Annotated in this window: 26 protein-coding genes; 10 read left to right on the top strand and 16 right to left on the bottom strand. The window is 74.2% G+C overall.

Annotation, left to right across the window (positions count from 1 at the left end):
• Positions 1 to 37: 37 nt before the first annotated feature.
• Positions 38 to 859 carry a SigB/SigF/SigG family RNA polymerase sigma factor gene (locus tag ACQP26_RS11140; RefSeq protein ID WP_269700621.1) on the bottom strand — a complete coding sequence of 274 codons (822 nt, stop codon included), beginning with the start codon at positions 857 to 859 and terminating at the stop codon, positions 38 to 40.
• Positions 860 to 1192: 333 nt separating this feature from the next.
• Between ACQP26_RS11140 and ACQP26_RS11145 the strand changes: the two genes are divergently transcribed.
• Complete coding sequence (locus tag ACQP26_RS11145; RefSeq protein ID WP_433495659.1) at positions 1193 to 1930, top strand: hypothetical protein; 738 nt, start codon at positions 1193 to 1195, stop codon at positions 1928 to 1930.
• On the opposite strand, the gene ACQP26_RS11150 is transcribed toward ACQP26_RS11145, so the two are convergent.
• Entirely contained in the window at positions 1879 to 3468 is a 1590-nt protein-coding gene (locus tag ACQP26_RS11150) for a phospholipase D family protein (RefSeq protein WP_281578375.1), read from the bottom strand. The genes ACQP26_RS11145 and ACQP26_RS11150 overlap by 52 nt on opposite strands.
• A 141-nt stretch (positions 3469 to 3609) precedes the next feature.
• On the opposite strand from ACQP26_RS11150, the gene ACQP26_RS11155 reads away from it, so the two are divergent.
• Positions 3610 to 3738 carry a hypothetical protein gene (locus ACQP26_RS11155; protein WP_255292629.1) on the top strand — a complete coding sequence of 43 codons (129 nt, stop codon included), beginning with the start codon at positions 3610 to 3612 and terminating at the stop codon, positions 3736 to 3738.
• Between the two features lie 46 nt (positions 3739 to 3784).
• Here the strand turns inward: ACQP26_RS11155 and ACQP26_RS11160 are convergent, their stop codons facing one another.
• Both ACQP26_RS11160 and ACQP26_RS11165 read right to left on the bottom strand, forming a co-directional pair.
• The gene (locus tag ACQP26_RS11160) at positions 3785 to 4771 is read right to left on the bottom strand and encodes a pirin family protein (protein WP_269700615.1); all 987 of its coding nucleotides are present in this window, start codon (positions 4769 to 4771) and stop codon (positions 3785 to 3787) included.
• Between the two features lie 11 nt (positions 4772 to 4782).
• On the bottom strand, positions 4783 to 5265 hold the full coding sequence (locus tag ACQP26_RS11165) for a MarR family winged helix-turn-helix transcriptional regulator (protein ID WP_269700614.1): 483 nt from the start codon (positions 5263 to 5265) through the stop codon (positions 4783 to 4785).
• Between the two features lie 114 nt (positions 5266 to 5379).
• Here ACQP26_RS11165 and ACQP26_RS11170 point away from each other — a divergent pair, with 114 nt between their 5' ends.
• Positions 5380 to 5964, top strand: a complete 585-nt coding sequence (locus tag ACQP26_RS11170) for a DUF1684 domain-containing protein (protein WP_281578374.1) — start codon at positions 5380 to 5382, stop codon at positions 5962 to 5964.
• A 53-nt stretch (positions 5965 to 6017) separates the two neighbouring features.
• Here ACQP26_RS11170 and ACQP26_RS11175 read toward each other — a convergent pair whose 3' ends face one another.
• Positions 6018 to 6605, bottom strand: a complete 588-nt coding sequence (locus ACQP26_RS11175) for a general stress protein (protein WP_269700612.1) — start codon at positions 6603 to 6605, stop codon at positions 6018 to 6020.
• Positions 6606 to 6717: 112 nt separating this feature from the next.
• Between ACQP26_RS11175 and ACQP26_RS11180 the strand changes: the two genes are divergently transcribed.
• Both ACQP26_RS11180 and ACQP26_RS11185 read left to right on the top strand, forming a co-directional pair.
• Positions 6718 to 8562 (top strand): glycoside hydrolase family 15 protein, encoded by a 1845-nt coding sequence (locus ACQP26_RS11180; RefSeq protein ID WP_433495660.1) that lies wholly within the window; start codon positions 6718 to 6720, stop codon positions 8560 to 8562.
• An 83-nt stretch (positions 8563 to 8645) separates the two neighbouring features.
• Positions 8646 to 9146: a metallophosphoesterase family protein gene (locus tag ACQP26_RS11185; protein ID WP_281578372.1), complete on the top strand. Its 501-nt coding sequence runs from the start codon at positions 8646 to 8648 to the stop codon at positions 9144 to 9146.
• Positions 9147 to 9148: 2 nt separating this feature from the next.
• On the opposite strand, the gene ACQP26_RS11190 is transcribed toward ACQP26_RS11185, so the two are convergent.
• Complete coding sequence (locus tag ACQP26_RS11190) at positions 9149 to 9373, bottom strand: DUF3072 domain-containing protein (RefSeq protein ID WP_281578371.1); 225 nt, start codon at positions 9371 to 9373, stop codon at positions 9149 to 9151.
• 101 nt (positions 9374 to 9474) lie between these two features.
• Between ACQP26_RS11190 and ACQP26_RS11195 the strand changes: the two genes are divergently transcribed.
• Positions 9475 to 10413, top strand: coding sequence for an NAD(P)/FAD-dependent oxidoreductase (locus ACQP26_RS11195; protein WP_281580016.1), 939 nt, complete (start codon positions 9475 to 9477; stop codon positions 10411 to 10413).
• A gap of 38 nt (positions 10414 to 10451) precedes the next feature.
• Here the strand turns inward: ACQP26_RS11195 and ACQP26_RS11200 are convergent, their stop codons facing one another.
• From ACQP26_RS11200 to ACQP26_RS11210, 3 genes are all read right to left on the bottom strand, one after another.
• Positions 10452 to 11741, bottom strand: a complete 1290-nt coding sequence (locus ACQP26_RS11200; protein ID WP_433495661.1) for a cation:proton antiporter — start codon at positions 11739 to 11741, stop codon at positions 10452 to 10454.
• A 101-nt stretch (positions 11742 to 11842) separates the two neighbouring features.
• On the bottom strand, positions 11843 to 12520 hold the full coding sequence (locus ACQP26_RS11205) for an HAD family hydrolase (protein WP_269700603.1): 678 nt from the start codon (positions 12518 to 12520) through the stop codon (positions 11843 to 11845).
• A 9-nt stretch (positions 12521 to 12529) separates the two neighbouring features.
• The gene (locus ACQP26_RS11210) at positions 12530 to 14683 is read right to left on the bottom strand and encodes a SpoIIE family protein phosphatase (protein ID WP_433495662.1); all 2154 of its coding nucleotides are present in this window, start codon (positions 14681 to 14683) and stop codon (positions 12530 to 12532) included.
• A gap of 200 nt (positions 14684 to 14883) precedes the next feature.
• Here ACQP26_RS11210 and ACQP26_RS11215 point away from each other — a divergent pair, with 200 nt between their 5' ends.
• The gene (locus ACQP26_RS11215; protein WP_433495663.1) at positions 14884 to 15744 is read left to right on the top strand and encodes a mechanosensitive ion channel family protein; all 861 of its coding nucleotides are present in this window, start codon (positions 14884 to 14886) and stop codon (positions 15742 to 15744) included.
• A 60-nt stretch (positions 15745 to 15804) separates the two neighbouring features.
• Here ACQP26_RS11215 and ACQP26_RS11220 read toward each other — a convergent pair whose 3' ends face one another.
• On the bottom strand, positions 15805 to 16164 hold the full coding sequence (locus tag ACQP26_RS11220) for a DUF6401 family natural product biosynthesis protein (RefSeq protein ID WP_269700596.1): 360 nt from the start codon (positions 16162 to 16164) through the stop codon (positions 15805 to 15807).
• Between the two features lie 163 nt (positions 16165 to 16327).
• On the opposite strand from ACQP26_RS11220, the gene ACQP26_RS11225 reads away from it, so the two are divergent.
• Entirely contained in the window at positions 16328 to 16774 is a 447-nt protein-coding gene (locus tag ACQP26_RS11225; protein ID WP_433495664.1) for a hypothetical protein, read from the top strand.
• Between the two features lies 1 nt (position 16775).
• Here ACQP26_RS11225 and ACQP26_RS11230 read toward each other — a convergent pair whose 3' ends face one another.
• The 5 genes from ACQP26_RS11230 to ACQP26_RS11250 form a co-directional block, all read right to left on the bottom strand.
• Complete coding sequence (locus tag ACQP26_RS11230) at positions 16776 to 16988, bottom strand: hypothetical protein (RefSeq protein WP_018784964.1); 213 nt, start codon at positions 16986 to 16988, stop codon at positions 16776 to 16778.
• Between the two features lie 165 nt (positions 16989 to 17153).
• Entirely contained in the window at positions 17154 to 17414 is a 261-nt protein-coding gene (locus ACQP26_RS11235; protein ID WP_269700592.1) for a hypothetical protein, read from the bottom strand.
• Positions 17415 to 17516: 102 nt separating this feature from the next.
• On the bottom strand, positions 17517 to 17978 hold the full coding sequence (locus ACQP26_RS11240; protein ID WP_013285389.1) for an SRPBCC family protein: 462 nt from the start codon (positions 17976 to 17978) through the stop codon (positions 17517 to 17519).
• 59 nt (positions 17979 to 18037) lie between these two features.
• Positions 18038 to 18454 (bottom strand): DUF2795 domain-containing protein, encoded by a 417-nt coding sequence (locus ACQP26_RS11245; RefSeq protein WP_269700591.1) that lies wholly within the window; start codon positions 18452 to 18454, stop codon positions 18038 to 18040.
• 57 nt (positions 18455 to 18511) lie between these two features.
• The gene (locus ACQP26_RS11250) at positions 18512 to 19558 is read right to left on the bottom strand and encodes a YihY/virulence factor BrkB family protein (RefSeq protein ID WP_433495665.1); all 1047 of its coding nucleotides are present in this window, start codon (positions 19556 to 19558) and stop codon (positions 18512 to 18514) included.
• 138 nt (positions 19559 to 19696) lie between these two features.
• Between ACQP26_RS11250 and ACQP26_RS11255 the strand changes: the two genes are divergently transcribed.
• Positions 19697 to 20101, top strand: a complete 405-nt coding sequence (locus tag ACQP26_RS11255) for a ChaB family protein (protein ID WP_194801001.1) — start codon at positions 19697 to 19699, stop codon at positions 20099 to 20101.
• A 59-nt stretch (positions 20102 to 20160) separates the two neighbouring features.
• Here the strand turns inward: ACQP26_RS11255 and ACQP26_RS11260 are convergent, their stop codons facing one another.
• On the bottom strand, positions 20161 to 21594 hold the full coding sequence (locus ACQP26_RS11260; RefSeq protein ID WP_433495666.1) for an aldehyde dehydrogenase family protein: 1434 nt from the start codon (positions 21592 to 21594) through the stop codon (positions 20161 to 20163).
• Between the two features lie 72 nt (positions 21595 to 21666).
• On the opposite strand from ACQP26_RS11260, the gene ACQP26_RS11265 reads away from it, so the two are divergent.
• Positions 21667 to 23259 (top strand): phytoene desaturase family protein, encoded by a 1593-nt coding sequence (locus tag ACQP26_RS11265; protein WP_269700588.1) that lies wholly within the window; start codon positions 21667 to 21669, stop codon positions 23257 to 23259.
• Positions 23260 to 23618 lie beyond the last annotated feature (359 nt).

The following is a 23618-nucleotide window of genomic DNA, read 5'->3' on the forward strand; positions in this document are numbered from 1 at the left end:
GTCGCGCCGGGTCCGCCGACCCGGCCGCCGCCCCTTGCTAGTACGTTCCGTCGAGCTGACCGCGCAGCTTGGTCAGGGCCCGGGCCAGCAGCCGGGACACGTGCATCTGCGAGACGCCGATCTGCTCGGCGATCTGCGACTGGGTCAGGTTGCCGTAGAAGCGCAGCGTGAGGATCTTCTGCTCGCGCTGGTCGAGCGTGGCGAGCGCCGGGCCGAGGGCGACACGCATCTCGGCCAGCTCGAACTCGCCGTCCTCGCCGCCGAGCATGTCGCCCAGCTCGGTGGCCCGCTCGCCGTCGCCGGTCGGGGTGGACAGCGACACCGCGTTGTAGGCGCGGGCGCCCTCCAGGCCCTCCAGCACCTCTTCCTCGGTGAGCTTGAGGTGGGTGGCGATGTCGGCGACCGTCGGCGAACGGCCGAGCGTCTGGAGCAGCGTGCTGTTGGCGTCGGAGATCGCCAGGCGCAGTTCCTGGAGGCGGCGCGGGACCCGGATGTCCCAGGTGCGGTCGCGGAAGTGGCGCTTCAGCTCGCCGATGATGGTGGGGATGGCGTAGCCGGCGAAGTCGACGCCGCGCGACGGGTCGAACTTGTCGATCGCCTTGATCAGGCCGATCGCCGCGGTCTGCGCCAGGTCGTCGTTGGGCTCGCCCCGGCCGCTGTAGCGGTGGGCCAGGTGGTTCGCCAGCGGCAGCCACGCCTCGATGGCGCGGTCGCGCAGCGCGGGCCGCGACGGGTGGTCGGCGGGCAGCGCGGCCATCGCGTCGAGCAGGTCGGCGGCGCTGTCGGTGAGCGAGCGGGGGTCGAGCTTCGCGGAGCCGGCCGGCGCGGTCGCCGGGGCGCTGATCGTGGGAGCGCTCATGGGTGGTCCTCCCTGCACCTCGTCCACGGAAGAAAAAAGACGTGACGCTTTGGTTTAGGTTTCGGTCGTACGTTCGGAAGCCACCATAGCCCGATCGTGCTGCGGAAATCTAGCCGAAAGTACGATGTACTTAAGGTGTAAGCAGCTACAAAAGGCGTGAGCCGGTGGATAACGCGCTCGGCGGGGTGGCGCGCGGCGGTGACCGGCCGGCCCCGGTCGTACCCCGACCGGTCAACGTGGAATCCGACAGGCGGCCGAAGTGTCGCCTTTCTGTCGTTGTCCCGCCGACGGGACCGCCCGTACCGTCCGTAACGACACGTCAACGGAGGCACCGTGCTGGATCCCGCCGCGCCGCAACTCGTCATCAACGCCCGGACGCTGCTGTTCAGCTGGCTCCCGGCGGATCCGCGTGCGGTCGAGACGCTCCTGCCCGCGGGGCTGCGGCCGCACCCGCAGCGGCAGGTGTTCGTCAACCAGTACGTGGTCGACGACGAGACGCAGACCTCCGGCTTCGGCGCGTACTCGCTCACCTACCTGGGTGTCTCGCTGGCGGACATGGATCCGCCCGACGGCGAGACCCCGGGCGGCTGGTGGACGCACTACATCTCCTCCAGCGAGCGGGTCCGGCAATACGCGAGCGCGCGGGGCGCACCGGCCGTCGCCGGGGAGACCCGCCTCGACCTGCGGGGCGATCAGCTCACCGCCGAGACCCGGGCCGCCGACGGCACGCTGCTGATCCGGGTCACCGCCCGGGTCGGGCACACCGGCACCGAGGCGCACATGGGCCATCACCGTTACCTCACAGGCAGCGACGGCGAGCTGATCGTCACCGACTACCCGTACGTGGCCGAGCCGGTGTCACCGTTCGAGGTCGAGTCGGTGGAGTTCCCCGCCCGGGAGCACCCGGTCCACGCGCTGCGTCCGGCCAACCCGCTGCACGTGTGCTGGGGCTTCTACTCGCCGCGCGTGTCGTTCGCGTACCCGGCCCGCCCGAACGTGCCGGACGAGCCGGCCGACCTTCACCAGGTGCCGGCGCGCCGGGCCCGCAGCGGCCTGCCGTCCGGGTCGTAGACCAGCCGGTACGCGGGCAGCGCCCAGAGCCGCGTACGCCAGGGCAACCGCTCCGGGCGGTGCGGGCGCAACCGGCCCGGCGGACGGGGACCGGCCCGGCCTCCGGCGTGCCAGCGGTCCAGTTCCTCCGCCGCCGCGGTGATCGCCGCCACCGCGTCCGCCGGGTCCAGCAGGTCGTCGTCCTGCGCGCCGCCGGGATCGCGGTCCAGGTGCTCGCGCCACAGCCGCAGCCGCAGGTCGCGGGCGAACACCCGGGCACCGTCGCCCAGCCCGGCCGGATCGGCCGGCGCCCGCTCGTCGCGCGTGTCGTCGAGCACCGCGCAGGACAGCTCGCTGTCGTGCGTCCAGGACCGGCGGTTGAAGTTGTCGCTGCCCACGCTGGCCCAGACGTCGTCGACCACGCACACCTTGGCGTGTACGTAGACGGGTGTGCCGTCGTGGTTCTCCACGTCGAACACGTGCACCCGGTCCGGAGCGGCCCGGTGGCACAACGACAGCGCCTGCTCCCGGCCCACCATGTTCGGCGGCAGCGCGAGCCGGCCGTCCACGTCCGGATGCCGGGGCACGACCGCCACCAGGTGCAGGTCCGGGTGCTCGTGCAGCGCCTGCGCGAACAGTTCCGCCACCTCGGTCGACCAGAGGTACTGGTCCTCCAGGTAGATCAGGCGCCGGGCCCGGCGTACCGCCTTGGTGTAGCCGCGCGCCACGGTGCGCTCGCCGTCCGGGGCGAAGGAGTAGCGGGGCCGCACCGCCGGGTAGGTGCGCAGCACCTGCACGTGGTGCGGCCCGCACGGCGGCGGGTCGGCGGGCTGCTCGGGCAGCGGGTCGGGGCGCAGGTCCGAGCCGCGCAGCCGGTCCCGCAGGTAGGCCATCGGGTTCTCCGAGTCCAGCGGCATCGGGTCGGTCCACCGCTCCCGGAACGTGGTGTCGAGCGCGCCGACCACCGGCCCCCGCACCGCGAGCTGCACGTCGTGCCAGGGCGGCGTGGGGCCGTACCGGGGGGACATGCCGACCGGCTGCGGGTCGCCGGCGTGGCCGGCGTCGTCGCGGCGGCTGTGGCACAGGTCGATGCCGCCGGCGAAGGCGATGTCCCGGCTCGGGTCGCCCGGACGGCGCAGCACCACCAGCTTCTGGTGGTGCGAGCCGCCGCGCCGGACCCGCTGGTCGAGCAGCACCTCGCCGCCGGCCGCGCGGATCGCCTCGCTGAGGTCGCGGTTCTCCGCCTCGCTGTAGGAGAGCGTGTCGAGGTGGGAGCGCCAGATCAGGCCCTTGACGATCACCCCGCGCTGGGCGGCCTGCGCGAACAACTGCGCCACGGTGGGGCCGTCCGGGCGCATCCGCTCGTCCGGGTCGCCCCGCCAGTCGGTGAAGAACAGATGGTCGCCCGCCGTGAGCGACTCCACCTCGCTGACCAGGCGGTCGAAGTACGCGGCACCGTGAATCAGCGGCTCGGCGAGGTTTCCCTCGGCCCAGACGGGTAATTCAGAGCCCGGGTTGGCGCGTTCCTGTGCGGTGAGGAACCAGTCCCGCAGAGTCACGTTCCACCCCCCGAGGTCGACGACGTCCTCACACGGTAGGACCCCCGGCAGGGCCCCGCACGTCGAGCAGCAGGTCGGCGTCGGTGCGCGCGTCAGGGGGTGCGCCGGACCCCTGGACCGCGAAACCGAGGAGGCACCGACATGCCCGCCGAGACGACGAACACCGTGACCGACGACCGCGACCAGGCGGTGGAGGGGGAGCGGGGTGCGCTGGTGGCGGTCCTGTTGATGGTGATCCTCGGGGTGGCCGGGATCTTCGCCGTCTCCTGAGACCGCGCGCCCGGGCGCCCCGGCGAACCGGGGCGCCCGTAGCAGGTCAGGGCCGGTCGCCCTGGCCGTCGCTGTGCGGCACCCGCCCGGTCGGGATCACTCCGAGCCGGCCGGCCTGGAAGTCCTCGACCGCCTGGATCAGCTCGGCGCGGGTGTTCATCACGAACGGGCCGTAGTGCGCCACCGGCTCGCGGATCGGCTGGCCGCCCATCAGGTACAGCTCCAGCGCCGGGGCGTTGGAGTCCTGCGTCCGGTCGGCGGTGATCCGCAGCGCCTCACCGGGCCCGTGCACGGCGAGCTGGCCCAGGTGGATCGGCCGCCGGTCGGTGCCGACAGTGCCGCGCCCGGCCAGCACGTACACCAGCGCGTTGAAGTCCGACCGCCACGGCAGGCTCAGCTCGGCGCCGGGCTGCAACGTGACGTGCGCGATGGTGATCGGCGTGTGCGTCGAGCCCGGACCCTGGTGCCCGGCGACCTCACCGGCGATGACCCGGATCAGGCCGCCGCCGTCGGGCGTGGTGAGCAGCGCCGACTCCCGGCCGCGGATGTCCTGGTAGCGGGGCGCGCTCATCTTGGCGATGCTCGGCAGGTTGACCCAGAGCTGCAGGCCGTGGAACAGCCCGCCGCTCATCACCAGGTGCTCCGGCGGCGCCTCGATGTGGAGCAGGCCGCTGCCGGCCGTCATCCACTGGGTGTCGCCGTCGGTGATGGTGCCGCCGCCACCGGTCGAGTCCTGGTGGTCCATGATCCCGTCGATCATGTAGGTCACCGTCTCGAAGCCGCGGTGCGGGTGCCAGGAGGTGCCCTTCGGCTCACCCGGCGCGTAGTCGACCTCGCCCATCTGGTCGAGGTGGATGAACGGGTCCAGCTCGGTCATCGGCACGCCGGCGAAGGCCCGGCGGACCGGGAAGCCCTCGCCCTCGTACCCGCTGGGGGCGGTGGTGACCCGGCGGACCGAGCGGTATTCGGTGGCCTCGCCGAGCTGCGGCAGGCGGGGCAGGACGAGGACGTCGTCGACGGTGATCGCGGGCATCGCGGGGCTCCTTACTTGTCGGCCGGGGTGGACGACGCGGTGCGGTCGGCGCGCAGGCGCCGGCCGAGCCGCTCGAAGACCCGGGTGAGGCAGGCGACCTCGGCGTCGTCGAGGTCGTCGATCAGGTGGGCGCGCACGGAGCGCAGGTGGTGCGGCGCGGCCTCGCGCAGGGCGAGCAGGCCGGCGGCGGTGAGCACGGCCTCGCTGCCGCGCCGGTCCGCCGGACAGGCCTCCTTCGCCACCAGGCCGCGCTTGCGCATCGTGGTGATCTGGTAGGTCAGCCGGCTCGGCGAGAACACCAGCCGGTCGGCCAGCTCACCCATGCGCAGCCGGTGGCCGGGTGCCTCGGAGAGCAGGACCAGCACGTGGTAGTCGGCGAAGCTCAGGTCGCTGTCGGCGCGCAGGTCGTCCTCGAGCCGGGTGAACAGCCGCTGGCTCGACTCGATGTACGCGCGCCAGCAGGCCATCCGCTCCGCGTCCAGGCTCTCCGTCATGGCTCCGAGAGTAGCACTATTTAAAATTTAAACAAGAGGCCCTGCCGTGCGCGGATCGGCGATGGCGGGCTGCCTCCTCAAAATCTGAACGGGTGGCCCGGCTAGGGTCGGGGGATGGACGATCTCGACCTGCTCGACTGGCGGGAGCGGGTGGCCCGGCTCTACCTGTCCGACCTCGACCTGGCCGGGTTCCGGGCCGCGCGCGACGAGCTGTTCCGCACCCACCCCAGCAGCCCGGTGCCGCCCGCCGACCGGCCCGGCTTCACCGGCCTGCGCTGGTACCCGCCCGACCCGTCGGCAGTGGTCGAGGCGCCGCTGCGCCCGGCCTCCGGTGAGCTGCGCATCGACACCGGTGGCCCGGACGGCGTGGTCGCGTACCGGCGGGTGGCGGTCGCCGCGACGCCGTGGGGACCGCTGACGCTGTGGTGGATCGAGGCGTACGGGGGCGGGCTGTTCCTGCCGCTGCGCGACGGCACCTGCGGCGACGGCTCGTACGGCGGGGGCCGGTACCTCACCGACACGGTCAAGGGCACGTTCGGCCGGGGCCTGACCGTGCTCCCCGGCGACCGGGTCCGCCTGGACGCCAACTACCTCTACAACCCCAGCTGCGCCTACGACGACAGGTGGGCCTGCCCCCTGGCGCCACCGGAGAACCGGGTGGACGTGCCGCTGCGGGCCGGGGAGCGGGCGTACCACTGACGCGGCGAGGGAGGACCCCGGCGGGGCCCTCCCTCGATGTCGCGTACCGCCGGTCAGCGGGCGGTGGCGCCGGTCGGTGTCAGGTGCATCCGGCTGAGCAGTTGCTGGGCCTGACCGGCCAGCTCCGCGTCCACCGTCACCGCGTACTGGGCGGCCCGTAGCGAACTCGCCGAGGTGAAGTCACGCTGACCACCGCTCATCGCGTGCGCGACAGCGCCGAACACCGCACCCCAGATCGCGCCGATCACCAGCCCGACCAGGATCACCGCCAGCCAGTTGCCGGCCGTGAAGATGCCGAACAACAAGCCGATGAACAAGCCGAACCAGGCGCCGGTGCCGGCCCCGAGCAGGGCCGCCCGGCCCGTGGTGAGCCGTCCCATCACGGTCTCCACGAGCGTGAGGTCCGTACCGACGATCGAGGTACGTTCCACCGGGAACCGGTTGTCGGCCAGATAGTCCACCACGCGCTGGGCGGACGGATAGTCCGGATACGAGCCGATCGTGACGGTCGGCGCCCCGGCCTGCGGGCCGTGCCCGTCCCCGTTCGGCGGCGTCGGGCGACCGCCCGGGCCGGACGGGAGGTTGTCGCTGCCCGGCATTCCGGGTTGCCAGGCCGCGGTCGGAGTCGAGGGTCTGGTCATGAGCATCCTCCTTCGTCAACCCGCCGCGTTCCCGTCGCCGGGCAGCGGTAACGCACCGGCCCGGACCGATGTGGCGAGGCATGCCGATGCCCCGGGCCGGGTAGCCACATCCGTGCCGACCCGACGGATCAGCGACCACGGCTTCCTCGCCGACGGGCGCAGCGCCGCCCTGGTCGACCGCGAGGGCGCGGTCACCTGGTGGTGCCCGCCCCGGTTCGACGCGCCGTCGGTGTTCGGGCGGCTGCTCGACTCCGACGCCGGGCACTGGAGCATCCGCCCCGAGGGCGCGGCCACCAGCACCCGCTCCTACCTGGACGACGCGCTGGTGCTGCGTACCGTCTTCCGCACCGCGACCGGCACGGTAGCCGTCACCGACGCCCTGGCGCTGGAGCCCGGCGCGCGTGGTCACGAGATCGGGATGCGCTCGCCGCGGGTGCTCGCCCGGCTGGTCGAAGGGCTCACCGGCGAGGTGCCGATGCGCGTCGAGTACGCGCCGCGGTTCGAGTACGGCCGGGTCGGCGCCTACCTGACCGAGCGCGACGGCGTGATCGCCGCCACCGCCGGCGCCTGCCGCCTGGAGCTGCGCGCCGACGTCCCGCTGACCGTCGCCGGGGGAGCGGCCACCGGGGAGTTCACGGCCCGCGCCGGCAGCACCCACCGCTTCACCCTCGGGTACGCCCCGACGTACGCCGGTGCCGCACCGGCGCTGCCCGACGCCGCCGAGGCGGTGGCCGAGACCGTCGCCGCCTGGCGGTCCTGGTCGGCGCTGCACGACTACCAGGGTGAGTACCGCGACGAGGTGCGGCGCAGCGCGCTCGCGGTGCAGGGCATGACGTACGCGCCCAGCGGCGCGGTCGTCGCGGCGGCCACCACCTCGGTGCCGGAGCGGCTCGGCGGCGACCGCAACTACGACTACCGCTACGTCTGGCTGCGCGACTTCAGCCTCACGCTCCAGGCGCTGTGGCGGGCCGCCTGCCCGGACGAGGCGGACCGGCAGTTCACCTGGGTGGCCCGGGCGATGGGCCGGATCGGCGACGAGCCGGTGCCGGTCATGTACGGCGTCGAGGGGGAGCGGGACCTGACCGAGCACGACCTCGACCACCTGGCCGGGTACGAGCACAGCCGGCCGGTGCTCGTCGGCAACGACGCCTGGCGGCAGCGGCAGAACGACGTGCTGGGCGAGGTGCTCGACGCCGCCTGGGTGATGCGGTACTACCTCGACCCGATGTCGCCGGAGGTCCGCGACCTGCTGCGGACACTCGCCGACCAGGCCGAGCGCGGCTGGCACCGGCCCGACGCGGGGATGTGGGAGGGGCGCGGCCCGGAGCGCCACTACGTGTCGTCGAAGGTGGAGTGCTGGACCGCGCTGGACCGGGCGGTCCGGTTCGGTTCCCGCATCGGCGAGCCCGCCGACGTGGCGCGCTGGGCCGCCGCGCGCGACGAGGTACGGGCCGCGGTGCTCACCCACGGCTGGAACGAGCGGGCCGGCGCGTACACCGGGGCGTTCGGCTCCGACGCCCTGGACGCCTCGGTGCTGGTCATGCCGCTGGTCGGCTTCCTGCCGGCGAGCGATCCGCGGATGCGCGCCACGATGGACGTGCTGGAGCGGCGGCTGTCCCGCGACGGGCTGCTGCGGCGCTGGGACGGCGACCCGGCCGGGTTCGTGATCTGCTCGTTCTGGCTGGCCGCCTGCCTGGCCGAGGCGGGGGAGCTGGACCGGGCCCGGCGGCTGTTCGAACGTCTCGCCGCCCGCACCAACGACCTCGGCCTGTACGCCGAGCAGATCGACCAGGACACCGGCGAGCAGATGGGCAACTTCCCGCAGGCGTACTCGCACATCGGCCTGATCATCGCCGCCGGCCGCATCACCGACGCCGCCGCCCGAGCCAAGGCCGCCCCCGCCGAGGCCCCCACCGAGGCCCCCACCCCCACCCCCGCCTCTCCGCGTCGATCATGAAGTTGACGGCGTAGTCGATCTCCCTGAGTGCCGCCAACCTCATGATCGACCCCGAGGGTGCGGGGGTGGGGGAGGATGGCGGGGTGGAACTCGTGATCATGGCGGACACGCATGTGCCCAAGCGGGCTCGGGATCTTCCGGCGCCGCTGTGGGCGGCGGTGGAGGCCGCGGACGTGGTGGTGCACGCCGGGGACTGGGTGGACGTGGCGCTGCTGGACGCGCTGCAGGCGCGGTCGCGCCGGCTGGTCGCCGTGTACGGCAACAACGACGGGCCGGAGCTGCGCGCCCGGCTGCCCGAGGTGGCCCGGGTCGACCTGGACGGCCTGCGCGTCGCCGTGGTGCACGAGACCGGCCCGAAGACCCGCCGCGAGGAACGCTGCGCCGCCGCGTACGGCGACTGCGACCTGCTCGTCTTCGGGCACTCGCACATCCCCTGGGACAGCGTCGCCCCGGGCGGCCTGCGCCTGCTCAACCCCGGCTCACCCACCGACCGGCGGGCGCAGCCGTACGCCACCTACCTGACCGCGCGGGTGGCGGCGGGGCGGCTCGACCGGGTCGAGCTGCACCGCCTGCCCCCGCGCTGACCTCAGCGGCCCCGGCCGGTCTCCGCCTGCAGCTCGTCGATCCGCCGGGACGCCTCGGCCTTGGTCAGGCCCTCCGGCACCGGCTCGCCCGCCTCCTGGGCCAGGGTGTGCAGGTACGACTCCTGGGCGGCGGTGGGCGGCTCGTCACCGGTGACCCAGTCGTCCGGGTCCTTGACGGCGGCGTCCGGGTTCACGTTCCTGGCGCTGGTGTTGTTGCGGTCGGCCATGCTGATCACCTCTCCTCGAACAGGTGTTCCACTACCCCCGGCCCGGCGGGTTCATGCCGGCCGCCGCCTACGATCACGTGATGACGGCGGACCGGGCGGGCGTGGTGGTGGTCGGTGCGGGCATCGCCGGGGTGGCGTGCGCGACCGAGCTGGCGCGGGCGGGTGTCCCGGTACGGATACGCGAACGCGCCCGGGTCACCGGCGGGCGGATGGCCAGCAAACGCTTCGACGGCCGCCCGGCCGACCTGGGCGCCGCGTACTTCACAGTCGACGACCCGGACTTCGCCGCCGTGGTGGACCGGTGGCGGGCCGCCGGGCTGGCGCGGGAGTGGACCGACACGCTCGTCGCGTACGGGCCGGGCGGGCGCGAGCAGGTCGCCGGCCCGATGCGCTGGGCCGCCCCGCGCGGACTGCGCTCGCTCGTCGAGCACCTGGCGGGAGACCTGCCGGTGACGCACGACCGGCTCGTGATGGTGGTCGAGCCCGGCCCTCGGGTGGACGGGACCGAGGCCGAGGCGGTCGTGCTCGCCATGCCCGGCCCGCAGGCCGCGCTGCTGCTGGACCCGGCACTGGCCGCTGCCACCCGGGCCGTGGCCGCGCAGCGCTGGTCGCCGGCGCTGAGCGCGGTGCTGCACTTCCCGGCCCGCCGCTGGCCGGACTTCCGGGGCGCGTTCGTCAACGACCACCCCGTGCTCAGCCTGGTCTGCGACGACGGCGACCGGCGCGGCGACGGCGCGCCCGTGCTGGTCGCGCACACCACCGCCGGGTTCGCCGCCGGGCACCTGCTCCAGCCCACCGCCGCCCGTCCGGCGATCGAGCAGGCGGTCCGCGACCTGCTCGGACTGCCCGAGCCGGCGGTGTCGGCCCACGTGCACCGCTGGACGTACGCGACCCCGGCCGCGCACGCCGGGGAGGCGGCGTTCCACCTGGACGACGACGGGATCGGCCTGGCCGGCGACGCGTTCGGGCGCCCGCGCGTGCAGACCGCCTGGCGCTCCGGCCGGGACCTGGGCCGCGCGCTCGCCGCCCGGCTGGGCTGATCCGGGCCGACCGCGGGGTCCGCCGACCCGGGGCGCGCTCAGCCGGTGGCGCCCACCGGTTGCGCCGCCGACCCGGCCCGCGTGTCCTCGCCGGTGCGTTCGCCCTCCCGGTCCAGCAACTGCATGACCGGTGTCGCGGCGATCCCGTGCGCCACCACCGACACCACCACCACGAGACCGACGGTGGCCCAGACCAGATCCGCCTGCGGAAAGTCGGTCTTGCTGGTGGCGTACGCCAGGTAGTAGAACGAGCCGACGCCGCGGATGCCGAACAGCGAGATGACCCAGTGTTCGGCCGGTTTGCCGGGCGCACCGCGCAGCGACAGCCACCCGGCCAGCGGCCGGATCACCAGCACCAGGGCCAGCCCGGCCAGCGCCGCCGGCCAGGTCAGCGGCGCGAGCAGCCCGCCGATCACCGCGCCGCCGAACAACAGCAGCAACAGCACCGTGAGCAGCCGCTCCACCTGCTCGGCGAAGTCGTGCAGCACGGAGTGGAACTCGTGCGTACGCTCGGCGGCCCGGATCGCGCGGGCGGCCACGAACACGGCCAGGAAGCCGTACCCGCCGGCCACCTCGACCAGCCCGTACGCGAGGAACGTCGCGGCCAGCGCGAGGAAGCCCTCGGAGTGCCTGGCCAGCCGCAGCTTGCTCGGGGCGCGGAAGAACAGCTTGCCGAGCAGCCAGCCGACGAGCAGCCCGCCGCCCACCCCGGCGGCGAGCTTGTAGAGCACGTCGATCGCGAACCACTCGGCGAGCCAGCCGGACGGCGCGAGCCCGGTGGTGGCGATCGCGATCGCCGCGTACACGAACGGGAAGGCGAGGCCGTCGTTCAGGCCCGCCTCGGAGGTGAGCGCGAAGCGCACCTCGTCCTCGGAGTCCTCCACATCGGTCGGTTCGCCCACCTGCACGTCGGAGGCGAGCACCGGGTCGGTGGGGGCGAGCGCCGCGCCGAGCAGCAACGCCGCGGCCGGCACCAGGCCGGCCCACCACCAGCCGAGCAGTGCCACCGCGGCGATGCACAGCGGCATGGCGATCGCCAGCAGCCGCCACGTCGACGACCAGCGGGCCCAGCTCAGCGGACGGTCGATCTTCAGGCCGGCGCCCATCAGCGCGACGATCACGCCGACCTCGGTGAGGTGGGTGGTCAGTTCCGGCCAGCGCAGCGGGTCCGGTGTGGGCAGACCGGTGGGCAGCAGGAACACCAGCATGCCGAGCCCGAGGAACGCGATCGGCATCGACAGCGGCCGTCGCTCCAGGACCCGGGGCAGCACCCCGGCCAGCAGCGCACCGACGCCCAGCAGAGCGAACGCGACATCGACCGGTTCCACGACACCACCCTTCCGGCGCCCGGCGCCCGGGCGGTGGAGTCCGGAAGTGCCCCGAAGCGGGCCCGGTTAAGCGTGCGCGGGCCCGCCGGTTGACCGTCCGGTCAGCCGAGCGTGCCGATGGCGCTGTCCGGCAGGGCGTCCAGCAGCGCCGCCGGGTCGTCGTAGACCGCCACCGCGCCCGCGCCGGCCAGTTCCGCCCGGCCGGTCCCGCCGCAGGTCAGGCCGATGCAGGGGATGTCCAGCTTGCCGGCGGCGGCGACGTCCCACACCGAGTCGCCGACGAACACCACCCGCTCGGCGGCCAGCCCCGACTGCTCCAGCGCGGCGACCAGGATGTCCGGCGCCGGCTTGCTCTCCTGCGCGTCGGCCGACGAGGTGACCGAGTCGATCACGTCGTCGGCGTCCAGCGCCGCCCGCAGCGCGGTGACCTCGTGCTCGGCCGCCGAGGTCGCCAGCACCACCCGCAGCCCGCGCTCCGCGCAGGCCCGCAGCAGCTCCCGCGCCCCGGGCAGTGGCGCGAGCCGCTCCCAGTACTCGCCGTAGAGCGCGTCGTGCGCGTCGCGCAGCCGGCCGTCGGCGTCCCGGTCCCGCTCCGCGCCCAGCAGGTGGTCGAGCAGCTTGTCCGAGCCCATGCCGATGGACCTGTGGATCCGCGCCATCGGCACCCGGTGGTCGGCCTGCCGCAGCGCCTCCCACCAGCTCACCGTGTGCAGGTACGTCGTGTCGACCAGGGTGCCGTCCACATCGAAGAGGACACCGCGTCGCTTGTCGTCGGCCATGCCCGGCTCCTACCCGTCCGGAGCGTCGCCGACGCGCGGCTCTTCCGCCGGAAGGAGGATCTCGAACCACACCGTCGAGCCGCGTACGGTCGGATCGGTGCCCCAGGCGTCGCTCAGCTCCTCGATCAGGCCCAGCCCGCGGCCCCGGCTGCTGAGCGTGTCGGTCTGCGCCCGGGTGACCTGACCCCGGGTGCCCGAGTCGGCCACCGACACCAGCAGCCGCTCCGCGGACAGGTCGACCTCGACCCGGGCGGCGGTGCCGGCGTGCAGCAGCGCGTTCGTGGTCAGCTCGCTCGTGCACAGCACCGCCGCGCCGATCACCGCCTCGGGCACGTTCCACTCGCCGAGCTGCGCGGTCATCCAGTGCCGGACCCGGCTCGGCGCGGTCGGCTCGGCCGGCACCTCCATGCTCGCCGACCGGCTGGGGCGCACCGCGTACTCCACCGCGAGTACCGCCACGTCGTCCTCGGTGGCGCCCGGCACCGACGCGGTCGCCACCGCGCACAGCGCGCGCGGGTCGCCGCCGGCCGCCCCGGTCACCGCCGCGCCCAGCCCGGCCATCCCGGCGGTCAGGTCCTGCCAGCGTCGCTCCACCACGCCGTCGCTGTAGAGCAGCAGGGTGTCGCCGGGCCGGAACGGCACGGTGGCGGTACGCGCCCGCCCGCCCAGGCCCAGCGGAGGGGCGGGCGGCACGTCGACGAACTCGGCGGCCGCCGCGTCGGGTCCGGCGCGCCGGATCAGCGGCGCGGGATGACCGGCGCTGGCGAGCGTGATCAGCTCGCGGTCCGCCTCGACCACGCCGAAGACCACAGTCACGAACAGCTCCTGGGTGCCGCCCTCGACGCCGAGGCTGCTGACCAGCCGGTCCAGCCCGTCGAGCACCGCGTCCGGACGGGGGTCGACCAGGGCGAGCGCGCGCAGCGCGGCGCGTACCTGGCCCATCCGGGCGGCGGCCTGCACGTCGTGCCCGGCCACGTCGCCCAGCACCACGCCGAGCGCGCCGGTGGGCAGCAGGAACGCGTCGTAGAAGTCGCCGCCGGCCGCGTTGCCGTCGACGCCCGGGTCGTAGCGCGCGGCGATGCGCAGCCGGGGCAGCTCCGGCAGCCGTTCCGGCAGCATGCTGCGCTGCAGCATCTGAGCGGTGCCGTGCTGGGTCTCGAAGCGGCGGGCCCGCTCGGCGGCCTGACCGACCAGCTCCGCGGACGCGGCCAGCAGCGCCCGTTCCGCGGGGGACCAGGGCCGCGGCTCCCGGTAGCCGATGGTGAGCGAGCCACGGACCACAGTCGTGCGCAGCGGCAGCGCCGCGAGCGCGCGGATCTTCTCGTCGTGCCGGTCCGCCGCGACGCCGCGCAGCGGCTGCCCGTCGGCGGTGAACGAGGCGACGCCACTGCGCGCGCTCACCACCGCCGGCAGGGCCGACTCGGCGGACATCCGGCGCCACAGCGGGGGCAGCCGCTCGTCGGCCTCGTCGAGCAGCTCACCGCGGATGCGGCGGACCAGCCGCCACGCGCTGCCCTCGTCCACCGCGAAGGACACCCGGTCGGCGTCGAAGGAGTGCAGGCAGTAGCGCAGCGCCACCCGCGCCACGTCGTCGAGCGTGAGCGTGCCGGCCAGCGCCGCCGCGAAGTCGCTCAGGCTCTGCAACTGCTGGGTCAGCTGGGTGGTCTGCGCCGAGACGGTGAGTACGCCGGCAATGCGGCCGGCCGAGTCACGGACCGGGCAGTGGCCCCTGGTGAACACGGCCGGCTCGGCCGGGCCGTGCCGGTCGGCCGGCAGCACCGCCTCCCGCTGCAGGAACGGCTCGCCGTGCCGGTAGACCCGTTCCAGCGCCTCGCCGGCGCCCGGGTCGCGCCACACCTCGGCGAACGCCTCGGCCGCCGGCCGGCCCAGCGCCTCCGGGTGCCGGTCGCCGATCAGCTCGGCGTACCCGTCGTTGTAGAAGACCACCAGGTCGTCGCCGAGGAGCAGCGCCATCGGCACCGGGGAGGCGAGCACCACGTCCGCCACGGCGCGTACCGCGGGGTCCCACGTGTGCGGGGCGCCCAGCGGCGTACCGGCCCACGGGTGGGCGGTCCCGGCCGCCTGCCCGGCGACGACGGGATCGGTGGGCGCTCCCGGTGCGGGGGCGGACGGTGTGGGAACCCGACCGACGGTGCCTGGCATGACCGCAGCCTAACCGGAGCGTGGCCGGGTGGTTCCGATCATGCGTCCGCGGCGGGTCCCGGCTCCCGGCGGCGGGGACATTCGGGCAGGTCAGGGCCAGTTCGATCACCCATGTCGGGAAATTGGGCCGGTCCGGCCCGGCGTGCTGCCCAGGTCACCGGGTATGCGGGCGGCGCAGTTCACGCGACAGGAGGGACATCATGCCGAAAACCCTCGCGGTCGGACAGGTCGACATCAGTGCGGCCTGGACCGACTTCTGGAGGTCGGTGCTGCTCTTCGTACCGCGGGCGATCGCGTTCATCGCGATCCTCGTCGTGGGTTGGCTCATCGCCCGAGCCGTCCTCAAAATCGTGGACGCGGCACTGGAACGAGTGGGGTTCGACCGCGCCGTCGAACGAGGCGGCGTCAAACGGGCCCTGGAACGCACCAAGTACGACGCCAGCGACATCCTGGCCAAACTGGCCTACTACGCGGTCCTGTTGTTCACCCTGCAGTTCGCCTTCGGGGTGTGGGGACCGAACGCGATCAGCGACCTGATCCGCGGGGTGGTGTCCTGGCTGCCGCGGGCCTTCGTGGCGATCGTGATCGTGGTGATCGCCGCCGCCATCGCCAACGCCGTCCGGGACCTCGTCTCGGGTGCGCTCGGCGGGCTCTCGTACGGCCGGGTGCTGGCCGACGTGACAGCGATCTTCATCCTGGCGCTCGGCATCATCGCCGCGCTGAACCAGGTGGGCATCGCGACCACGGTGACCACACCGGTGCTCGTGGCGTTCCTCGCCACCGTGGCCGGCATCCTGATCGTCGGTGTCGGTGGTGGTCTGGTCAAGCCGATGCAGGACCGCTGGGACGGGTGGCTGCACCGGGCCGCCGAGGAGTCCCGGGCGATCCGGCAGCAGCGGCAGGCGCAGCAGGCCGGCCGTGGCGACTACGAGCGGCGGATGGCCGACCGGGGCGGGCAACCGACGCCGGCGGCGCCGCAGTCGTCCATGTCGGGCGCGGGCACGTACCGCTCCGGCGAGGCGGGCGACGAGACGCAGCAGTTCCGTCGGCCGGGCGGCTGACGGCAACAGGTGACGGGGTGTCCGCGGGGCGATCGCGGGCGCCCCGTAGCCGTGTCCGGGTCAGGCCAGGTGGCGCGGGTCCAGCCCGCGGGCCAGCAGGCACACCGCGAGCAGGCGGGTGAGCGTCCAGTCCGGCTCGGACCAGTCCGGCTCGGCCGGCGGCGTCCAGCCGTGCTCGGCCGCCGCCTCGCGCAGACCCTCGGCGTACCCGGCGAGCGCCGCCACCGTCAGCGGGCGGCGGTCGCCGTCGAGGCTGTCGCGTACCCCGGCGGCGTGCTGGTCGACCTCGGCGAGCAGCCCGGGGTTGGCGTGGGCCGCGGCGAGGCCGGCGGTGCCGACGGCGGCGGTCAGCGTGGTGAGGGTCGACCGCGCGGCCACCGCCGCGGAGCGGGTCGCGACCCGGTTGTTCGGCACGCGCATGGTGTCCGAGGCTATCGCCGCCCGCCGGGGGCCGGCCTCGGCCGAGCGGCGGATGCCCGGGTCGTCCGGGGGAGCCGTCGCCTCGTCCGCCGGGATTGAGTCGCCCGTGCGGGGGCAGAAGTCCGGTACGCAGACCACACGATCGGGGTCACGGAGGGACACGATGGGACAGCGGCCCGACGGACCGGACCGGGCACACCGGCGCCCGGACGGAGTGAGTGACGCCACGGTCGAGGCGCTGGGCAAGCTCAGCGAGGCCCTGGAGTGCGTCGAGCGGGCCCGCGGCCACCTGTACGAGCTGCACCAGCTCATCGGCCACGCCGACCTGATGCTCGACGACGCGGTTCAGATGTTCCGCTCCGCCGGTCACCCGGCGCTCGCCGAGCGGATCGACAGGGAACTGCTCGGCCGCAACGTCATCGCCGGGCGGTGGACGTTCCAGATCGTCGAGGACTTCGACGACGGCTACTACGCGCTCTTCCGGGAGCTGGACCGGCAGGCCCGCGACGAGCTGGTCGGGGGCCGGCGGCACCTCTACGAGGCGGAGATGAAGGAGCGACGCCGCAGCCCGGGGGTGCCGGGACACGAGGCGCGCCCCGGCACACGCTGAGTCAGTCGGAGGAGCGTGCTTCGGCCGGGCGACGACGGGCGCCGTCGTCGGCGATGATCACGGTCGCGACCATCAGCGCCACCACCAGGCTGAACAGCCAGGAGCTGTCCTCGGTGAACCGGGCGGAGACCGGAGCCTGGATCGCGGCGAGCAGGAAGCCCAGCCAGGCGAGCTTGCGCTGACGGTTGGAGAGGAAACCGGAGCCCTGTTGCATCCCGAAAGTCTTGCGCGCATCGGGGGGAGTGCCGTCAGCCGTTCGGCCGATTCTAGATGGGCTGTCCGTTTTCCCGGCCGTCCGTACCGCACTTTTTGTCGTTTCGGTCGAGCATGAATCCGGCGGCCGCGGGCACCGCAACGGGCACCCGCGACCGCCGGTGGATCACATGCTGTCCGGGCCGGTCCGCCCGATCGTCGACGGCCGGTACGCCCGGTCCGCATCGGTCATCTCACGCCGCTCGGCCTCCGCGCCGGCGCCCCGGTCCACCGCCTCCGGGCCGTGGCCGAACGCGGCCTCCTCGCCCGCGTCGTTGGCGGTGACGTCGTCGCCCTGGCCGTCCGTGGCCGACCGGGCGATGGCCTGGTCCAGCTCGTGCAGGGGAGTACGGTCCTCGTCGCGCCACTGGCGGTCGTTGTCGGTCATTCCCCTGCGGTACCCGGACCGGGTGATCGCAAACGGCCGGACACGACGATGGCCGCCGGCACCGCCGGCGGCCATCGGAGACTCGGGTACGGGGGAGGTGGCTCAGGGGGTGGGGCGGTCGACAGCACCGCGCCAGGCACCGGTCTCCTGACCGCGTCGCTCGATGAACTGCTTGAACCGCTCCAGGTCGCCCTTGGCGCGCCGGTCGACCACGCCCAGCTTGTCGCCGGCCTGCTCGACCACGCCGTGCGGCTCGAACTCCATCTGCAGCGTGACCCGGGTGTGCCCCTCGTCGAGGCGGTGGAAGGTCACCACGCCCGCCTGCTGGGTGCCCCCGGTGGAGCGCCACGCCACCCGCTCGTCCGGCAGCTGCTCGGTGATCTCGGCGTCGAACTCGCGCTTCACGCCCGCGATCTCGACGGTCCAGTGGGTCATCGTGTCGGAGAGCTGCCGGACCTCCTGCACGCCGTCCATGAAGTGCGGGAACTCCTCGAACTGGGTCCACTGGTCGTACGCGGTCCGGATCGGGACGTCCACGTCCACGTGCTCGGTAACGCCACTCATGTCGGGGTTCCTCCTGTTCCGCCGGTGGGATGTCTCGTACGGGCCGTGGGCCGGCCCGCTCACCAGCGCGTCGTCTCGTTCCTGTGCCCGAGTGCGGCCCACACCTCGGAGATCGTCTGGTAGCGGGCGCCGTCGGGCAGGGTCTCCAGGGCGGCGACGATGTCCGTCGGCGCCTCGTTCTCCCGCGCGTTGGCAAGCAGCGCCTCCCGGTCGCCGGGCAGGGCGGTCATCGTGATGAACCGCCCCAGACGGCTGCGCGCCTCGACGTCCTCGGAGCTCATGCCCTGCGGCGCGCCGCTGCGCAGCTCCCCGGCCGGCGCCGTGGTGGCCTCCGGCTGGTCCTCGCCGGCCGGCTCCGGGACCCGGAACTCTTCGGCCCGCGAACCGCCGGTGCCGGTGCCTTGGACGAGACCGCTGACCTCGCTGCTCATCTGGTCGTCGACCCTGGGCGAGTGCTTGCTGCTGCCACGTTCCATGCCTTGGGAGATGCCCCGGGGGGCCGCCGGTAAACCGGCGCCGGCCGGGGAAGCCGGTCATCCGGGCGGCAACCGGTCGGCCGTCTTCTCCGCAGTCGCCTTCTCGCCGTCGGCCTTCTCGGCCTTCTCGTCGTCCGCCGGCGCGCGCGGCGGCAGCACCGGGTCGTCCGGCTCCTCGACCCCGGCCTGCATCGCCCGCCCGCGTTGCAGCTCGGCGTTCACCTGTACGCCGAGCATCAGCGCGCAGTTGGACAGGTAGAGCCACACCAGGAACGCGATGACCGCGCCGAGACTGCCGTACGTGACGTCGTAGGAGCCGAAGTTCGCCACGTACAGGCCGAAGCCGAAGGAGGCGAGCACCCAGGCCACCAGCGCCAGCGCGCCGCCCGGGGTGAGCCAGCGGAACCGCGGCTGCCGCACGTTCGGCGCGATCCAGAACAGCAGCGACAGCAGCGTCATGGCGACCACCGCGAGCAGCGGCCACTTCGCCACCGACCACGTCGTACGGGCCACCGCCCCGGCGTGCAGCAGGTCGCCGACCGCGTCGGTGACCGGGCCGCTGACGATCAGCCCGGTGGCCACCACGGCGAGCAGCACGATCGTCACCGCGGCCATGCCGATCTGCAACGGGCGCAGCCGGTAGAACGGCCGGCCCTCCCGCACCCCGTAGATCGCGTTGGAGGCGCGGGTGAACGCGCCGATGAACCCGGACGCGGACCAGAGCGCACCGAGCAGACCGAAGCTGAGCAGCACCTTCGCCGAGCCCTGCTGCTCGACCACGTTGCGCACCACACCCACGAACGCGTCGTTGCCGACCACCGAGCCCGCGCCGATCTCCCGGGCCAGGTCGATCACCGTGTCGACGGTGCGCGGGCCGTCGGAGACCAGGCCGACCAGCGCCACCACCACGATCGTGGACGGGAACAGCGCCAGCACGCCGTAGTAGGTGAGCGCCGCGGCCCAGTCCGCACAGTTGTCGGTGACGAAACCCTTGCCGCTGCGCACCAGCACACCGCGCCAGGTGCGCCAGTTGAGCTGACGGATCCGGCGGGGGAAACGGGACCGCGTCCGGGTGCCGGCCGTCTGCGGTGTCGTCACGGTCATGTCCGCCTCCTCCAGGCCCCGCCGTCGGGCGTGGGCGGGCGGTACCCCCGGGGGGAAATCGACAAACCGGGTGCCGGTTTGCCCGCCGGGCGGGAGGGAACCACACCAGACAGCCGATCCCGACTCCAGGAGGACGAGATGCCCGGGCGCGAGGTACTGCCCAGCACGCTGCGGCGCTCCCCGGCGAAGGCGCAGCGGACCTGGGAGAAGACGCACGACTCGGCGGTCGAGACGTACGGCGAGGGGGAGCGGGCGCACCGCACCGCCTTCGCCGCGGTCAAGCACGAGTTCGAGAAGGTGGGCGACCACTGGGAGCCCAAGGGCCGCAAGGGGCCCAGCGACAAGCAGGCCGCGGGCGGCGGCCCGGCCCGGCGCGCGCCGACGGCCGGTGGGGTGGACGCCAACGCCACCAAGGACCACCTCATGGAGGTGGCGAAGAAGCTGGACGTGCGCGGCCGGTCCCGGATGACCAAGCCGGAGCTGGTCAAGGCCATCGAGAAGGCGAACAACAACGCGACCCGCAAGGCCCGCGGGGGTCGCTGACCCCTGGGGTACGCGTCGAGCCCGGGACCGCCTCGGTCCCGGGCTCGTGTCGTGCCGTCTCACCAGTGGCCGCCGCCCGGCGCCTCCAGGTGCACCGCCTTCACGGTGCTGAACTCGTCCAGCAGTTCCGGGCCGTACCCGAAGCCCTGGCCGCTGCCTCGGCGCGGCTGGGCCGCACCGCCGGGCGCCCCGCCGAACACCGAATTGATCTTCACGGTCCCGACCGGCAGCTCCCGCCAGGCGCGCTGGGCGTGGCTCATCGAGCCGGTCAGCACGGTGGCGGCCAGGCCGTACGGGGAGTCGGCGGCGCAGCGCAACCCTTCGCTGAACGAGTCGACCACCACCACTGGCGCGACCGGCCCGAACGTCTCCTCGCGGACCAGCGCCATGTCGTGACGGCAGCCCTCGACCACGGTGGCCGGGTAGAACGCGCCGGGCCCGTCCGGCAGTACGCCGCCCGCGCGTACCCGGGCGCCGTCGGCGAGCGCGGCGGTGACCTGACCGTGGACGTGGTCCCGGTGCCGCCGGTCGACCAGCGGCGCGAGCTGCGTGCCCGGGTCACGGCCGGGGCCCACGGTGAGCGCCTCGGCGCGCGCCACCAGCGCGTCCAGGAAGCCCTCGGCGACGTCGCGGTGCACGTAGATCCGCTCGACCGCGACGCAGATCTGACCCGCGTTGGCGAAGCAGCCGAGCGCCGCCTGTTCGGCCGCCCAGATCGGGTCGACGTCCGCGTCCAGCACGAGCGGGTCGCTGCCGCCGTTCTCCAGCAGCACCTTCGCGCCCGTCCGCGCGCCCGCGGCGGCGATCGCCCGGCCGGTCGCAGTGGAACCGACGTGGGCGATCACGTCCAGCTCCTGACCGGCCAGCGCGGCGCCCACCTCGCCGCCGCCGATGAGCAGCGACAGCACCCCGGCCGGCAGCGCCGAGTCCAGCGCGCGGGCCAGCAGCCAGCCGGTCGCCGGGGTCCGTTCGCTCGGCTTGTGAACCACCACGTTGCCGGTGACCAGTGCCGCGCCGAGCAGTCCGCATGACACCGCCACCGGGTCGTTCCACGGGGTGATCGCGGCGACCACGCCGCGCGGCTCGGGGGCCATGAAGTCCAGCGCGTCGTGCGCGCCGTGCAGGGTCCGGCCGCCCCGTACCGGGGCCAGCTCGGCGTACTGTCGCAGCGTGCCGATGCCCGCAGCCACCCCGCCCCGCGCGTCGTCGAGCGGCTTGCCCATCTCCGCCGTGGTCGCCTCGGCCAGCTCATCGGCCGCCGCCTCGACCGCGTCCGCCGCCCGGTGCAGCGCCGCGGCCCGTTCCGCCGGTGCGGTCGCGGCCCATTCCGCCGCCACGCCCCGGGCCGCCTCCACCGCCTTGGCCACCTCGTCGGCCGTGGCGACGGGCGCCCGGGTCACCGGCGACCCGTCCGCCGGATCGTGGACGACCAGTTCGCCGCCTTCGCCGCCGGCGCCCCACACTCCACCAATGAGCTGCGCAACCGTGTACATGCGGCCCTGCTTGCCCCGGCCTGGGCGGGGCAAACGCGTTTCGCCCGGTGACCGGCCGGGTAGGCGGATCGGATGACCTCCACCGCAGACGCCGTCGTCATCGGGGCCGGGCACAACGGGCTGGTGGCCGCGAACCTGCTGGTGGACGCCGGCTGGGACGTCGAGGTCCTGGAGGCCACCGAGGCGCCCGGCGGGGCGGTCCGCTCCGCGTACGTGACAGCGCCCGGCTACCTCAGCGACCTCTACAGCTCCTTCTACCCGCTCGGCTACGCCTCGCCGGTGCTCGACGGGCTGGGCCTGCAACGGCACGGCCTGTCCTGGACGCACGCGCCGGACGTCCTGGCGCACCTGCTGCCGGACGGCCGGGCCGCAGTGGTCAACCGCGACCTGGACACCACCGCCGCCTCGCTGGAGGCGTTCGCGCCCGGCGACGGGGAGCGCTGGCGGCACGCGTACGCCGACTGGCTCCAGGTGGCGGAGCCGATGCTGCAGACCATCACCACGCCGTTCCCGCCGGTGCGCGGCGGGCTGGGCCTGCTGCGGCAGCTCCGGATCGGCGGCGCGCTCCGGCTCGCCCGCCGTCTCGTGCTGCCGGTACGCAAGCTCGGCGCGGAACTGTTCGCCGGCGAGGGCGGTCCGGTCCTGCTGGCCGGCTGCGCCCTGCACACCGACCTGTCCCCGGAGGAGGCCGGCTCCGGGGTGTACGGCTGGCTGCTCGCCATGCTCGGCCAGCAGGTGGGCTGGCCGGTGCCGGTCGGCGGCGCCCAGCGGATCACCGACGCGCTCGTCGCGCGGCTGGTCGAGCGGGGCGGGCGGATCACGTACGGCGCCCGGGTCGAGCGGGTGCTCACCGCCCGGGGCCGGGCGATGGGCGTGCGCACCGCCGGCGGCACCGACTGGCGGGCCCGGCGGGCGGTGCTCGCCGACGTACCCGCCCCGGCGCTCTTCCTCGACCTGGTCGGCGCGGCGGCGCTGCCGCCGCGGATGGTCGAGGACCTGGCGCACTTCAAGTGGGACGGCTCCACGCTCAAGGTCGACTGGGCGCTGTCCGCGCCGGTGCCGTGGAAGAACCGCGACCTGGCCGGCGCCGGCACCGTGCACCTGGGCGCCGACATGGACGGCCTCACCACGTACGCGGCGCAGCTGGCCCGCGGCGAGCTGCCACGGGATCCGTTCCTGCTGGTGGGGCAGATGTCGGTGGCCGACCCGAGCCACTCACCCCCCGGCACCGAGTCGCTCTGGTCCTACACCCACCTGCCGTTCCGCCGGGACTGGCGGGCCGAGGAGGTCGCGGGGCACGTGGAGCGGATGGAGGAGGTGCTGGAGGCGGCGGCACCCGGTTTCCGGGCGTCGATCGTCGGGCGGCACGTGGCCGGCCCGGCCGACCTGGAGGCCGCCGAGCCGAGCCTGGTCGGGGGAGCGCTCGGCGGCGGCACCGCCGCGGCGTACCAGCAGTTGTTCCTGCGGCCGATCCCCGGCCTGGGCCGGGCCGACACCCCGGTGGACCGGCTCTACCTGGCCAGCGCCTCCGCCCACCCGGGCGGCGGCGTCCACGGCGCGCCGGGGGCGAACGCGGCGCGTGCGGCGCTGGCGCGCGACCGGGCCGTCACCGGCGCGGTGTACGCCCGCACGATCGCCGCCGCTCACCGCACCGTCTACCGCTGACCCACCGCGCAACCTCGCCGCCGGAACCGCCGCCGCAAGGCGGCGCTCAGCGGCATCGGCCGACCGCCGACTGCGCGACTGCTCATCGTCGCGCCGCACTTCACCTGCGAGGGTCGTTCCGGGGCGTCACGCTGAGTGTCCGGAATCGCCCCGGCGGAATGACCGCACCGCCGCCTTTGCTCTGCAGCCGCATGCGCATCGGTCACGCACCGTGTCCGAGGCGGGCGCTCGGCGCAACGGTGCCCCGGAAAGCGCCCCTGCTCAGGGCGGTGCTGCGCCGATGGCTGCAGAGCAAAGGGGCCGGCGAGGGAAGTGGCCGCACGACCGCGCCCTCACGCGCGGTGACAATGACGCAGCGT

Source organism: Micromonospora sp. CA-248089 (assembly GCF_050948515.1).
Lineage (GTDB): Bacteria > Actinomycetota > Actinomycetes > Mycobacteriales > Micromonosporaceae > Micromonospora.